The organism is Pseudomonas sp. CFBP 8771, from assembly GCF_014841695.1.
Taxonomy (GTDB): Bacteria; Pseudomonadota; Gammaproteobacteria; order Pseudomonadales; family Pseudomonadaceae; genus Aquipseudomonas; species Aquipseudomonas baltica.
The window spans coordinates 1-13,644 of sequence record NZ_JACYUJ010000007.1 but is presented as its reverse complement, the minus strand read 5'-3'; the positions used below and the strand labels follow the sequence as shown (position 1 = coordinate 13,644).

The 13,644-nt window shown below is 61.5% G+C and carries 15 protein-coding genes; 5 read left to right on the top strand and 10 right to left on the bottom strand.

Features of this window, described 5'->3' with window-relative positions; all coding sequences use genetic code 11:
* Positions 1–5: 5 nt before the first annotated feature.
* Entirely contained in the window at positions 6–650 is a 645-nt protein-coding gene (locus tag IFT80_RS16640) for a YceH family protein (RefSeq protein WP_192058260.1), read from the bottom strand.
* 298 nt (positions 651–948) lie between these two features.
* Here IFT80_RS16640 and IFT80_RS16635 point away from each other — a divergent pair, with 298 nt between their 5' ends.
* Positions 949–1,353, top strand: coding sequence for a TraR/DksA family transcriptional regulator (locus IFT80_RS16635; RefSeq protein WP_122475798.1), 405 nt, complete (start codon positions 949–951; stop codon positions 1,351–1,353).
* Positions 1,354–1,374: 21 nt separating this feature from the next.
* On the opposite strand, the gene IFT80_RS16630 is transcribed toward IFT80_RS16635, so the two are convergent.
* Together IFT80_RS16630 and IFT80_RS16625 are read right to left on the bottom strand one after the other, a co-directional pair.
* The gene (locus tag IFT80_RS16630; protein ID WP_122475796.1) at positions 1,375–1,611 is read right to left on the bottom strand and encodes a DUF2789 domain-containing protein; all 237 of its coding nucleotides are present in this window, start codon (positions 1,609–1,611) and stop codon (positions 1,375–1,377) included.
* 198 nt (positions 1,612–1,809) lie between these two features.
* Positions 1,810–1,971 (bottom strand): hypothetical protein, encoded by a 162-nt coding sequence (locus IFT80_RS16625; protein ID WP_163007413.1) that lies wholly within the window; start codon positions 1,969–1,971, stop codon positions 1,810–1,812.
* Between the two features lie 151 nt (positions 1,972–2,122).
* Between IFT80_RS16625 and IFT80_RS16620 the strand changes: the two genes are divergently transcribed.
* Together IFT80_RS16620 and IFT80_RS16615 are read left to right on the top strand one after the other, a co-directional pair.
* On the top strand, positions 2,123–2,590 hold the full coding sequence (locus IFT80_RS16620; protein ID WP_122475794.1) for a hypothetical protein: 468 nt from the start codon (positions 2,123–2,125) through the stop codon (positions 2,588–2,590).
* A 70-nt stretch (positions 2,591–2,660) separates the two neighbouring features.
* Positions 2,661–3,677, top strand: coding sequence for an ABC transporter substrate-binding protein (locus IFT80_RS16615; protein WP_192137908.1), 1,017 nt, complete (start codon positions 2,661–2,663; stop codon positions 3,675–3,677).
* Here the strand turns inward: IFT80_RS16615 and IFT80_RS16610 are convergent, their stop codons facing one another.
* From IFT80_RS16610 to IFT80_RS16585, 6 genes are read right to left on the bottom strand one after another with little or no spacing between them, the layout of a single operon-like run.
* Positions 3,678–4,046: a Na+/H+ antiporter subunit G gene (locus IFT80_RS16610; RefSeq protein WP_122475791.1), complete on the bottom strand. Its 369-nt coding sequence runs from the start codon at positions 4,044–4,046 to the stop codon at positions 3,678–3,680.
* A complete protein-coding gene (locus tag IFT80_RS16605) occupies positions 4,043–4,321 on the bottom strand; it encodes a K+/H+ antiporter subunit F (RefSeq protein ID WP_122475789.1) in 279 nt (92 codons plus the stop codon). Before IFT80_RS16605 ends, IFT80_RS16610 begins: the two co-directional genes overlap by 4 nt.
* A complete protein-coding gene (locus IFT80_RS16600; protein ID WP_192137907.1) occupies positions 4,318–4,806 on the bottom strand; it encodes a Na+/H+ antiporter subunit E in 489 nt (162 codons plus the stop codon). Before IFT80_RS16600 ends, IFT80_RS16605 begins: the two co-directional genes overlap by 4 nt.
* Positions 4,803–6,482: a monovalent cation/H+ antiporter subunit D gene (locus tag IFT80_RS16595; RefSeq protein ID WP_192058267.1), complete on the bottom strand. Its 1,680-nt coding sequence runs from the start codon at positions 6,480–6,482 to the stop codon at positions 4,803–4,805. Before IFT80_RS16595 ends, IFT80_RS16600 begins: the two co-directional genes overlap by 4 nt.
* A complete protein-coding gene (locus IFT80_RS16590) occupies positions 6,479–6,823 on the bottom strand; it encodes a Na+/H+ antiporter subunit C (protein WP_043186251.1) in 345 nt (114 codons plus the stop codon). The genes IFT80_RS16595 and IFT80_RS16590 overlap by 4 nt, the downstream gene beginning before the upstream one ends.
* Positions 6,823–9,741, bottom strand: a complete 2,919-nt coding sequence (locus tag IFT80_RS16585) for a monovalent cation/H+ antiporter subunit A (protein ID WP_192137906.1) — start codon at positions 9,739–9,741, stop codon at positions 6,823–6,825. Before IFT80_RS16585 ends, IFT80_RS16590 begins: the two co-directional genes overlap by 1 nt.
* Positions 9,742–9,931: 190 nt before the next feature.
* Between IFT80_RS16585 and IFT80_RS16580 the strand changes: the two genes are divergently transcribed.
* Both IFT80_RS16580 and IFT80_RS16575 read left to right on the top strand, forming a co-directional pair.
* Positions 9,932–10,495 (top strand): helix-turn-helix domain-containing protein, encoded by a 564-nt coding sequence (locus IFT80_RS16580; RefSeq protein WP_122475781.1) that lies wholly within the window; start codon positions 9,932–9,934, stop codon positions 10,493–10,495.
* Positions 10,496–10,650: 155 nt separating this feature from the next.
* Positions 10,651–12,459, top strand: coding sequence for an aminopeptidase P family protein (locus IFT80_RS16575; RefSeq protein WP_192137905.1), 1,809 nt, complete (start codon positions 10,651–10,653; stop codon positions 12,457–12,459).
* A gap of 9 nt (positions 12,460–12,468) precedes the next feature.
* Here IFT80_RS16575 and rhtA read toward each other — a convergent pair whose 3' ends face one another.
* Complete coding sequence (gene rhtA, locus IFT80_RS16570) at positions 12,469–13,350, bottom strand: threonine/homoserine exporter RhtA (RefSeq protein ID WP_192137904.1); 882 nt, start codon at positions 13,348–13,350, stop codon at positions 12,469–12,471.
* Positions 13,351–13,644 lie beyond the last annotated feature (294 nt).

Below are 13,644 nucleotides of genomic sequence, written 5' to 3'. Positions count from 1 at the left end.
GCGCGTCATTCCAGCCGCGACAAGCGCTCTTCGAGTACGGCGATGCGTGCCTCCAGCTCGTCGAGGCGGGTATCGTCAGGCCGCGAACCGCCGCGTTCGGGTGTCGCAGCACGGGCGTTCATGATTGCGTCAATGGCAGCCGGATCGCCCAGGGCGTGGGAGTAACGATCTTCGCGCTGGCCTGCCTGGCGCGGCACATGCACCGCGAAACCGCGGCTGATCAATCGCTCGAGTTGATGCAAGATCTGCTCGCTGTCCTCGAAGTCGTGCAGGCGAGCACTGCGCGACAGCAGCTCGCCAACGGTCTGCGGTCCCCGCAGGAACATCAGGCCCATCAGGATGACCTGGGCGGGCACCAGCTCGAGTGCCTTGTCCAGCCGGTGTTCCCAGCGATCGGCACGGCTACCCATCACCAGTCGGGTCATCTGCCGGCCTTCCAGAGCGCGCAGGCTCTGCCCGATCTGCCCCTGGGTGTACTGGCTCACTGGCTCGCGACTGGTCTTCTGGTTGCAGGCCAGTACCAGCGCATTGAGCGTCAGCGGATAGGTTTCCGGATTGCTGGCCTGCTTCTCGATCAGCGCGCCCAGCACGCGGATCTCGATGGCATCGAGCTGCAGTGGTTCGGAAGCGTTTGTTTCAACGTCGGTCATGGCGAAACCCCAAGCAATCATCGCAGGCAATCATAGACGGCCAGTATGCTATAAAAGCCGCGCGAAAAGACGTCTGCCCGGCTGCCCGCCGCCGCCCGTGGCGCGGCTATGCGCGCGACGGCACGTCATCACCCGGGCGGGCGCCAAATTTGGGGTTGCTGCGCGTCAAAACCGGCCTTAGACTGCCGCCCCTCTTGACCATGTGCCCTGTGGTGCTTGAAGAATTCTGCCTGCGTCGCTTCCGGCGTCGCGAGCTTCCTGTTTTGCCCTAGCGCATTATTCGTTTGCAGAGAAATCAATGACAAAGGAAAAGTTGCTGGCCATGCCGGCTGATGACTACATGAACGCCGAGCAACTGGCCTACTTCACCGAGCTGTTGCAGGCCATGAAGATCGAGACCCAAGAGCGTATCGAGCAAAGCCGTGTAGCCATTGAAAGCCTGGATACGCCGGCCGATCCCGCCGATGCCGCTTCCGTGGAAGAGGAGCGCCACTGGCTGGTCAATGTCATCGATCGCGACCAGCGCCTGCTGCCGCAATTGGAAATGGCCCTGGGCCGGATCAACGACGACAGCTTCGGCTGGTGCGACGACAGTGGCGAGCCGATCGGTCTCAAGCGTCTGCTGATCAGCCCCACCACTAAATACTGCATCGAGGCGCAAGAGCGCCACGAGCAGATCGACAAGCATCAGCGTCAGGCATGATCACGCCCGCGCAGGCACCTCTTACGCCTGCGGATGCAATGCCACGTTGAGCTCATCGACGATGGGCGCCCATTCTGCGTCGCTGTGCAGCTCTTCTTTCAAGAAGTTGCGTTGCTGTTCACTCCAGAAGGGCGCATCTATCAGCTTGGTGTCTTGATCCAGCTGATGCTCGGCAATGAATTTCTGAATATCGGCCTCGTCGCTGGCCAGGCCTAGTTGATCGAAAAGGCCAGTAAGGCTTGGGTTCGGCAGATCCATGATGACTCCTCTGCGGCCGTTTCCAGCCATGATTGAAAGGTTACCCAGTATCTGAGGCGAGGCCCTCGCCAGAGTTCGCTTGCGATGCCGGATTTGTCTGCAGTACTGACGGACAGAAGCACTGGCCTGTGCACCGTTTTCCGTCCAGGCCGCAGCCATGCAACAAACTTCTTGACCGCGGCGGGGTTCGATTCGGTACTATTCGCGGCAGATCACCGTCATGCGCATCATCGCTCGGATCATGTTGGTCGCCGGCTGCTCGATGCAGCTCCGGCGCCGCTCAGCCACACATGGCCAGGCCTGCCTTTTTCCTTCGCGGTCATCGGCAATTTTCCCTGCAGCAGGGTCGACGCTGCGCATCCCGGATCAAGGTTCGATCCTTTAGTCTTTCGTTAGCAGGTCGGTGGCAGTCATTGCACGTGCCGCCGACCGTTCGGCGCTCCCCGCGTCTTCAGGTTATTACCACGCGAACAGCGTTCGGTAGTCTGTGTTTCGATTTGAGGATTCTTCATTGGCAGTAAGTAATCTGGATATGCACGCACTGTTTGTGCTCGGCGACTTGCGTGCGAAGTTGGTCAAACTCTTTCAGTCGCGTTTCGTCTATGTCACCGAACAAAGCGCTGAAGGCATCTATATGGCCGAACTCGATACCGAGTCCGCACTGGTGGTCGATGACAAGCCCAGGCTCGAACTCAAAGTAGGCGACCATTTTCGCGCCGCGGTCTTGCCCAGTCGCGAAGGTGGCAAGTTCGAACTCAAGTTTCGCGACATCAAGCTTACCGTTTACGGGCTCGGCGAGTATGCCTTCGTCAGCATGGCGCAGGGCGAGGGCATCGTGTTCAAGGAAGGCCAGACGGTGATGCTGGTATTCGCCGCCCACGAGCGCATCGAGGAAAACCTCGGCAAGACCTTGAAGGCGGCAACCGCCAAGGCGGCTAAGTGGCGCAAGGGTGAGTTGGCCTTCAAGGCCAGCGAGTAACGCCTCGGGGAACCTGCGCTACAGTAAGTTGACTTACCCAAGTCATCGACTGTTTACCGAGGAACCCCGCATGAAAGGACTACGTGCCTGGCTGGCCGCTTGTGGCGCCGGCTTCTGGCTATCGACTGCAGCCATCCCGGCTCACGCGCAGCCGGCGCCCATACACTTCGCCGATCTGAACTGGGAAAGCGGCAGCTTCATCACCGAACTGCTGCGCTACATCGTCGAGAAGGGCTACGAGCTGCCCACCGACACCCAGCCCGGCACGACCATCACCCTGGAAACGGCCCTGGCCAAGAACGACATCCAGGTCATTGCCGAAGAGTGGGCGGGGCGCAGCCCGGTATGGGTCAAGGCCGAAGCCGAGGGCAAGGTCATCGGTGTGGGCGATACCGTCAAGGGTGCCACCGAGGGCTGGTTCGTTCCCGAATACGTGGTCAAGGGTGACGCCGCCAAGGGCATCAAACCGCTCGCGCCAGAGCTGCGCAGCGTCGCCGACCTGGCGCGCTACAAGGACGTCTTCAAGGACCCGGAAAGTCCCGACAAGGGCCGCTTTCTCAATAGCCCGATCGGCTGGACGTCCGAAGTCGTCAACGCGCAGAAACTCAAGGCTTACAAGCTGACTGACGATTATGTCAATTTCCGTTCTGGCTCCGGCGCTGCGTTGGATGCCGAAATCGCGTCGTCGATCCGCCGCGGCAAACCGGTGCTCTTCTACTACTGGTCGCCGACGCCGCTGCTGGGGCGTTACAAGCTTATCCAGCTCGAAGAACCGCCTTTCGATGCCAAGGCCTGGGGCACTCTTACCGATGCCGACAACCCTGCGCCGCTGCCGAGCCGCTCTCTACCTTCCAAGCTGTCCATAGGGGTGTCGAAGGCGTTCCAGCAGGAGTATCCGCAGCTGGTCGATTTCTTCGCCAAGGTCGATCTTCCCATCGATCCCCTGAACAAGGCCCTGGCCGACATGAGCGAAGCCCGCACATCGCCTCGCCAGGCCAGCGAGGCGTTCATGAAAGATCATCCAGACGTGTGGAAGGCATGGCTACCTGAAGAGGTCGCCAGCAAGGTCAGCTCCAGCCTCAAGTAGTCAGTGACCACTGTCGCTGCGGTGGCTGCTGACTTCGGCAGGCACCGCTTCCCCCGCGGTACGCTTGCGGAACAGCGCGGCCCGAGCCAGCAGCAGCGTGGTCACTGGCACGGTGATCGACAGTAGAATCGGGATGAGCCAGGCATGCACCACTGGCCCGTGCTTGAGCCAGGAAAAGTACAGGATCGAAGCCAGCGCCACGCACCAGGCGCCCAATGTCGACGCCAGCGCGGGCGGGTGCATGCGTTGGAAGTAGTCCTTGAAGCGCAGCAGCCCCAAGGCGCCGGTGAAGGCGAACACGCTGCTGGCCAGCAGCAATACCGCTGTGGCCACCTCCACCCAGAACGGCAGTATCTGTACCGAATTCATTCGATGACTTCTCCGCGCAGCAGGAATTTGGCCAGCGCAAACGAGCCCACGAAACCGAACAGGGCGATCAGCAGCGCTGCCTCGAAATAGGTGTCACTGGCGTAGCGTATACCCAGCACCAGCATGACTAGCATGGCCAGGATATACAGGTAATCCAGGGCCAGTACCCGATCCTGGGCCGACGGCCCCCGGAACAGTCTCACCAGGGTCAGCAACATGGCCAGGGCAAAGATGAACAGGCTCGCGACAATGGCATTGGACAGCAATGCGCTCATTGGAAAATCTCCATCAGCGGGCGTTCGTAGGTGTCTTTGAATTCCTTGATGAACTGCGCCTCGTCATCCAGATCCAGCACATGCATCAGCAGCACGCTGCGATCCAGCGCCAGCTCGGACCACACGGTGCCGGGAATGACGGTGGCGACGGCCGCCAGGGCGGCAAGGCCGTTGGCATTGTGCAACTGCAGCGGAATCTCGATGAAGGCCGAGCGGGGCGCGCGAACGTCCATTGTCCATACCCGCCAGAATACCTGCATGTTGGAAACCAGCACGCCGCCACCTACGCGCAGCAGCAGTCGCAGCATCACCATGGGCCGACGGATCCGTACCGCCTGAGGCCGCAAGGGCGACATCAGCAACGGCGCCAGCCACCCAAGCAGCGCGGCCAGCAACAGGTTCCCGGCGCTCAGGGACACATTGAGCAGCAGCCATAGTACGGCAAGGGCCATAGACAAAAGGGGGGCGGGGAACAGGCGGCTCATGGTTCACCCTCCAGGCTGGCAGCAGTCGGGCTGGGTATTGGCTGAGCGCCCAGCACGGTCATCACGTATTGCTTGGGATCGTCGAGCATCGCCGCCGTGTCCGCCGTGTACCGCAACAGTGGCTCGGCGCGCATCGCCAACACGACGCAAAGCCCCAGCAAGACCATGATCGGCACGCATTCGTTGAGCCGCAGCAACGGTGAAGGCCGCTCGTGGGGCGTCCAGAAGCGCTGCATGCCGACCCGTGCCAGCGCGATCAATGACGCCAGCCCGGAGAGAATCAGCAACGCCAGGTAGGCCCATGCGGTTGCACTCAGGGTCTGCTCGCTGGCAACACCCAGACCCTGCGGGTTGAACAGTGCGGAAATCAGGTTCAGCTTGCCAATGAATCCGGAGAGCGGCGGCATGCCGATGATCAGCAGTGCGCAGGCAATGAAGCTCAAACCCAGGAAGGCCATGGTCCATGGGATCACCTGACCCACCACGGCTTTCTGCTCGTCATCCAGGTTGATGCCCTTGGGTGGATGCAAGGCCTCGACTGCTGCTGGCAGCGGGTCGGCATCGTACTCTAGCGGGATTTCGTTGGCCGAGCGCGAGCGCTCGATCAACTCGGCCAGCAGGAACAGGGCGCTGAGCGCCAATGTCGAGCTGACCAGATAGAACAGCGCAGCGCCGATCAGTCCACTCTGCCCGAAACCGATGGCCGCCAGCAGGATACCGGCCGACACCATGATGCTCAGGCTGGCCATGCGCTCCAGGCGCTGCGCGGCAACGATGCACACTGCGGCCACGGCGATGGTCGCCAGCCCACCGTAGATCAACCACTGGCCACCGAAGTGCGCCGAGGCCCCGGCCTGTCCGGAGAACAACAGTGTCCACAGCCGCAGCAGGGTGTAGAAACCCACTTTGGTCATGATCGCAAAGAGGGCCGCAACCGGGGCACTGGCGGCGGAATAGGCCGGCACCAGCCAGAAATTCAACGGCCACATGCCGGCCTTGGCCAGGAAGGCCGTCGCCAGAATGGCCGCACCGGCATGCAGCAAGCCGCGATCCGCCTCGGGCACCAGCGGAATCTTCAACGCCAGGTCAGCCATGTTCAGGGTGCCGGTGACGCCGTAGATCATCGCCGCGCCGATCAGGAACAGCGACGAGGCAAGCAGGTTGATGGCGATGTAGTGCAGCCCTGCCGATACTCGGGCTCTGCCGGAGCCGTGCAGCATCAGGCCGTAGGACGCGGCCAGGAGCACTTCGAAGAACACGAACAGATTGAACAGGTCAGCCGTCAGGAACGCTCCGTAGAGCCCCATCAGCTGAATCTGGAACAACGCATGGAAGCTGGCGCCGGCCCGATCCCAGCGCGCCATGGCGAACAGCAGGGCGCAGACCCCGACGATGCCCGTCAGCACCAGCATCAATGCCGAGAGCCTGTCCACCACCAGCACGATACCGAATGGCACCTGCCAGTTGCCGGGCAGGTACACGCCAATCGAGCTGGCCTGGCCTTGGTCCTGCACCCACCACATCAGGTAACAGGCGATTGCCAGTCCCAGCATGCTGGAAATGACGTTGATCCGCGCTTTCAGCGGACGGTGTTTTTCTCCGAGCAGCATCATCACTGCTGCCGTGAACAACGGCAGCACGATGGGCGCGACGATCAGATGGGGCATCCAGCTCATTCCTTGGGCTCCCGGCCGTCTACGTGGTCAGTGCCGGTGAGGCCCCGCGATGCCAGCAACACCACCAGGAACAACGCAGTCATCGCAAAACTGATGACGATCGCCGTCAGCACCAGTGCCTGGGGCAGGGGGTCGGTGTAGTTGAGCAGGTCCTGCGGCACACCTTCCTTGATGATCGGCTCCTTGCCGATGAACAGGCTGCCCATGCTGAAGATGAACAGGTTCACCCCGTAGGACAGCAGGCAAAGGCCCATGACCACCTGGAACGTCCGCGGACGCAGGATCAACCAGACACCTGACGCAGCCAGGACGCCGATCGCGATTGCAATCACTTCTTCCATCAGACGGCTCCTTTGGGGGCGATGCCCTTGGGCAGGCTCGACGGGCGATGACCACGCACCGACTGGTGGCCCAGGGCGGTCAGGATCAGCAGGGTCGAACCCACTACCACGGTGAATACACCAATGTCGAAAAACAGCGCGCTGGCCACGTGCAAGTCACCCAGCAGCGGCAAGTGCAGGTGCGCGGTGTGCGTCGTCAGGAATGGATAGCCCAGTGCAATCGCACCCAATCCGGTGACGGTCGCGAACAGCAGCCCGGTACCCATCCAGCGCAAGGGACGCAGTCGCATCTGGGCCTCGACCCACTGCGTGCCTGCCACCATGTACTGCAGGATGAACGCCACCGACAGGACCAGGCCGGCGACGAAGCCCCCGCCCGGTTGATTGTGTCCGCGCATGAACAGGTACATCGACACGATCACGGCCACCGGCAGCAACAGGCGGACCAGAACCGCTGGAACCATCATGAAACCCAGCGCCGTATCGTCCGCGCCACGTGGGTTGATGAGGTCGGTAACCACGTCGGGTGCCAGCGAGCGCTGCTGAGCAGGCAACTGCATGCTTTCCTTGGGTGGGCGGAAGCGTCGCAGCAGGGCGAACACGGTCAGTGCCACGGCGGCAAGGACCGTGATCTCGCCCAGGGTGTCGAAACCGCGGAAATCCACCAGCATGACGTTGACCACGTTGGTCCCGCCGCCCTGGGGCAGGGCACGGCTCAGGTAGAACTCGGAAATGAAGTTGGGTGTTGCACGGGTGAGCATTGAATAGGACAACATCGCCATGCCGCCGCCCACAACCAGGGCCAGCACCAGATCGCGCAGACGCCGCAGCTTGGCGCGGTCGAGAGTGGCTCGTGACGGTGCGACTTCCTCGATCCGCCGAGGCAGCCAGCGCAGGCCCAGCAATATCAATACCGTGGTGACCACTTCCACCACCAACTGAGTGAGCGCCAGATCAGGCGCCGAGAACCAGACGAAGGTGACGCAGGTCATCAGCCCGCACACGCTGACCATGGTCAGCGCAGCCAACCGGTGGTATTTCGCCTGCCAGGCGGCGCCCAGCGCACAGGCAATGGCAATCATCCAGAGAATCACGAACACGCCCGAACCTGGAATTTTCGGTCGATCACCCCAGCTCAGGCCGCTGTACAGCATCGGCGCCATGCCCGCCAGTACGGCGACCAGCACCAGCATGAACAGTTGCGCCTGCAGGCGTCGGGTAGTCAACAGCAGCTCCGCCCTTCGCGCCAGCCGCATCATCACCACCTGGGAACGCTCGAAAAGGCGCTTGCCATTGAAGCGTTCGATCACTGGTGGATAACGCAGGCGACCATGACGGAACTGATTGCGCAACAGTACGTAGAGCAGCACCCCCGCGCCCATTGCGATCAGGCTCATGACCATCGGGGCGTTCCAGCCATGCCAGATAGCCAGGCTGTATTCGGGCAGCTCGCCGCCCACTACCGGCAATGCTGCGGCAGCAAGGAACGGCGCCACCGATTGCGCGGGAAAGATGCCGACCACCAGGCAGGTCAGCACAAGCAACTCCACCGGCGCACGCATCCAGCGCGGTGGTTCGTGGGGCACATGGGGTAGATCGGTCGCTTTCGGACCGAAGAATACGTCCACCGTGAAGCGCAATGAATAGGCGACGCTGAAGATGCCGGCCAGCGTTGCCACCACGGGCAGAGCGATCTCGACCCAGGCGGTGGAGCTTATGAACACCGTTTCGGCGAAGAACATTTCCTTGGACAGGAAGCCGTTCATCAACGGCACACCGGCCATGGATGCGCTTGCGACCATGGCCAGCGTGGCCGTGAACGGAATCAGACGGAAAAGCCCGCTCAGGCGACGTATGTCCCGGGTGCCGCTCTCATGGTCGATGATGCCCGCAGCCATGAACAGCGAAGCCTTGAACGTCGCATGATTGAGAATGTGGAACACCGCCGCCACGGCTGCCAGCGGGCTGTTGAGCCCCAGCAGCAGGGTGATCAGGCCCAGGTGGCTGATCGTCGAGTAGGCAAGCAGGCCTTTAAGGTCGTTCTGGAACATCGCCGCATAGGCACCAAGCACGAGGGTACATGCTCCCGCCCCACTCACTATCCAGAACCATTGCTCGCTGCCCGAAAGCGATGGCCACAACCGCGCCAGCAGAAACACCCCGGCCTTGACCATGGTTGCCGAGTGCAGATAAGCGGAAACCGGTGTAGGTGCGGCCATCGCATGGGGTAGCCAGAAATGGAACGGAAACTGTGCGCTCTTGGTAAGCGCACCCAGCAGGACCAGAGTCAGCATGACCGGATACAGGCCGTGCGCGCGGATGACGTCGCCCGCCACGAGCACCTTGTCCAGGTCGTAGCTGCCCACGATATGACCCAGCAGCAGCACCCCGGCCAGCAGGCACAGGCCACCTGCGCCGGTCACCATGAGCGCCATGTAGGCGCCGCGGCGTGCATCGGCGCGATGATGCCAGTAACCGATCAGAAGAAAGGAGAACAGGCTGGTCAATTCCCAGAAGAACACCATCTGGATCAGGTTGCCGGAGATCACCAGGCCGAGCATGGCGCCCATGAAGGCCAGGAAGAAGGCGAAGAAACGTGGTACTGGATCTTGCGGCGACATGTAGTAGCGCGCATAGAGCGCGACCAGCGTGCCGATGCCCAGCACCAGCAGGGAAAAGAGCCAGGCAAACCCGTCCAGGCGCAGCACCAGGTTGAGCCCGAGACTGGGCAGCCAGAGGAATTCCTCGCGTATCACACCGCCGTTGGCGATTTGCGGATACAGCATGGCTACCTGTACCGTGCCGGCCAAGGCTACCAGTCCAGCCAGAAGCGATTCGGCGTTGCGCGCGTTGTGCGGCAGAATGGCTGCCACGCAACTGCCTACGAAGGGCAGAAGCAATAGTACTATCAAGGACATAGGCTTCTAATCTGCAGGAATATTGAAAACGATCATACGGGCTCGCAGGGTGATCACCAACCCGCAAGCTGTGGCAGAATCGTACAGGCATGCTGTAACGACTTGTTTTTTTATGACAAATTTTTACCACCGTTAGCTCCGCCACAATTGCGTCGATCAGCGGGACTACTCACAGCGAGCGCGAAACCCTTTGGTCAAAGACCCCAGTTCCAAAGCTTCGGTGCTTCAGCATGTCAGCCATAACGTGCGGCGCTTGCGTCAGGCCGCTGGACTTTCCCAAGCGGCTCTCGCGGAACAGTCCGGTGTCAGTCGCCGCATGCTGGTGGCCATCGAAGCCGGCGACAACAACGTCAGCCTGACCACTCTGGATCGCGTCGCGCAAGCGCTGGAGGTTGCCTTCAGCGACCTCATCCAGCCTGGCGAGAACCGCGACCCCAGCCGTATCAACGAGCTGGCGTGGGTCGGCACCTTGCCGGGCAGCAGGGCTGTACTTCTGGCCAGTACGGTGGCCAGCAAGGAGGTAGAACTCTGGGAATGGCTGCTGCAGCCCGGCGAATCCTATGCATCGGAGGCGGACGCCGAAGGTTGGAGCGAGCAGATCTACGTCTGCGAGGGACGCCTGACCATCATATTGGCGGGCCGCACCCGCGAACTCGCCGCCGGCGAGTTTTTCGTCTACCCGAGCAATCAGCCCTACGCGTACCGCAACGACAGCGAAACGGCGGTCCGCTTCGTACGTAACGTCGTCATCTGAACTCATCCAGGCGGCTAGGTGACCGCAACGCCATCGAGCAGGTGCGAAGCGTTCTTCCTCGAGGTTGCCCTGCGCTGCTGCCTTCGCCATTATCCGTCCACACGATCTGCCTCCAACATCTGCCTAAAAGATCCAGCACCCGAACCGGAGCCCGAATGAGCCTGACACCTTCCGCCCGCTTTCCCGTTGCCGAGCGCTTGCGCGACATGCGCGCGCTCATGCTTCGCGAGGGCATAGATGCCTTGCTGGTACCTTCGGCGGACCCGCATCTATCCGAATACCTGCCGGAGCACTGGCAGGCCCGCCAATGGTTGTCCGGTTTCCAGGGCTCGGTCGGAACCCTGATCGTGACCGCCGAGTTCGCCGGTCTCTGGGCCGACAGCCGCTACTGGGAGCAGGCACGGGTCGAACTCGCCGACAGCGGCATTGAATTGGTCAAGCTGATCGCCGGGCAACCGGGCCCACTGGATTGGCTGGGCACTCAGGTGCGCGCAGGCGGCACGGTCGCAGTCGACGGCGCGGTCATGGCAATCGCCGCCGCACGGCAGTTGCGAGAAAAGCTCCAGCAGACAGGTGCGTCACTGCGTACCGATACCGACCTTTTCGCTCAGGTCTGGCTCGATCGCCCGGCATTGCCTGCGCAATCGATCTACGCACATGCCGCACCCTACGCTGTGCGCGAGCGCGGCGAAAAACTGAAGACGCTGCGCGAGCAGATGCAGGCGCATGGCGCCCATTGGCACTTGTTGGCAACCCTTGACGACATCGCCTGGCTGTTTGACCTGCGCGGGTCGGACGTACCCTATAACCCGGTATTCGTCGCATTCGCCTTGATCGGCGAGCGCTCTGCCACGCTGTTCACTGCGCTGTCCAGGGTCGATAGCAGCGTGCGCGACAGCCTGGAGCAGGACGGCATCGAGGTTCGCGACTACGCCGACATCGCATCGGCGCTGGCCGCTGTGCCGGTAGACGAAAAGCTGTTGCTCGACCCGGCCCGCGTCACCGTTGGCATCATCGAAAACCTCGGGACGGGTGTGGCCCTGGTAGAAGCACTCAATCCAACCACCCTGAGCAAATCGCGCAAGACCGCACCCGAAGCGGAACATATCCGCCATGCCATGGAGCAGGACGGGGCGGCACTGTGCGAGTTCTTCGCATGGCTGGAAGGTGCCTGGGGCCGCGAACGTATAACCGAATTGACCATCGACGAGCGGCTGACCGCTGCGCGCGCGCGTCGACCCAATTTTGTCTCGCTCAGCTTCTCGACCATCGCGGCGTTCAACGCCAACGGTGCAATGCCGCATTACCGCGCAACCGAACAGGCCCATGCCGTGATCGAGGGTGACGGTCTGCTGTTGATCGACTCCGGTGGCCAGTATCTAGGTGGCACTACCGACATAACCCGGATGATTCCGGTCGGTGCGCCCACGGCGCAACAGCGGGCGGATTGCACCAGGGTGCTGCAAGGCATGATCGCCCTGTCACGCGCTACTTTTCCCAAGGGAATCCTTTCACCCTTGCTCGATGCCATCGCGCGCGCGCCGATCTGGGCCGATCAGGTCGACTATGGGCACGGCACTGGCCATGGGGTGGGTTATTTCATGAATGTTCACGAAGGGCCGCAAGTCATCGCCTATCAAGCCGCGACGACACCGCAGACGGCCATGCTGCCGGGGATGATCACATCGATCGAACCGGGCACCTACCGTCCTGGGTGTTGGGGGGTGCGTATCGAGAACCTGGTCCTCACCCGCGAAGCCGGCCAAAGCGACTTTGGCCAGTTCCTCGACTTCGAAACCTTGACCCTATGCCCGATCGATACGCGCTGCATAGATGTTCAAGAGTTGTCGACAGCTGAGCGCCGATGGCTCAACGACTACCATGCCGAAGTGGCCCGGCGAGTGGCGCCGTTGCTGGCAGGCGCCCCATTGGAGTGGCTGCGTGAGCGCACTCTACCCGTGTGAAGAGCCAGATCAGTCGGCGGCCACGGCAGGTGCATGTTCGGCACGAATCGTCAGCGTGGCTCCGACTGAGGCCATGATGATCGCGCCTATGGCCAGCCATTGGGTAGTGCTCAGCACTTCATGCAGGAACAACAGCCCCGACAGCGCTCCGATGGCCGGCTCCATGCTCATCAACGTACCGAAGGTTCGCGCAGGCAAGCGCGTCAGTGCGACCATTTCGAGGCTATAGGGTAGCGCCGTGGACAGGATTGCCACGGCGATGGCAGTTGGTATCAGTGCCATGTCGAGCAAGGCGCTGCCCGCATGCGCAATACCGATCGGCGCGATGAACACCGCAGCGATCATCACACCCAGTGCGGCGGTCTGCACGCCATTGTCGGCACCGGCCTTCTGCCCGTACAGAATGTACAACGCCCAGCACACGCCTGCCCCCAGCGCATAGCAGACGCCGACCGGATCGAGCCCTGCCTGCGCCTCACCTATGGGTATCAATAGCAGCAGTCCGACGACTGCCAGGGCAACCCAGGCAAAATCCACAGCCTTGCGCGAAGCCAGAATGGCTACCGCCAACGGCCCGGTGAATTCCAGGGCCACGGCGATCCCCAGCGGTACGGTGCGCAGCGACATATAGAAGAGCAGGTTCATGCAGCCAAGGGCGATACCGTAGATCATCACCGTCTGCAGCGTTGTCCAGGTCAGCTTGGCGCGCCATGGGCGCAGCAGTACCAGCATGAACAGGCTGGCGAAGATCAGACGCAAAGCGGTCGTACCTTGCGCACCTATCAACGGAAACATGCCCTTGGCCAGCGAGGCACCAGTCTGGATGGACGCCATGGCTATAAGAAGAAGAGCGATAGGGTAGAGCTTGGTGGTCAGCGAAGGCGAAGTCATGTGTCGGCTACTTGGCAGGTGTGAAAGGCATGAGTGCGGCGTATCATGGCCAAGGCGGATAAAATGAGCAATATATTGCCCATTTTATATTTCCTGAACTTTTCCTGTATTGGCTATTGACGCCCGCCGGAATCACTCTATAATTCGCCCCACTTCCGGCGCAGCCGAAACGATAAACTCTTTGTTAATCAATAAGTTGAGCGTTTCAGATGATCTGGAGGGGTTTCGATCGTCAAGGTCGGAAGCGGTGAAAAAGGCAGTTGACAGCGGTTTGAAACGCTGTAGAATTCGCCT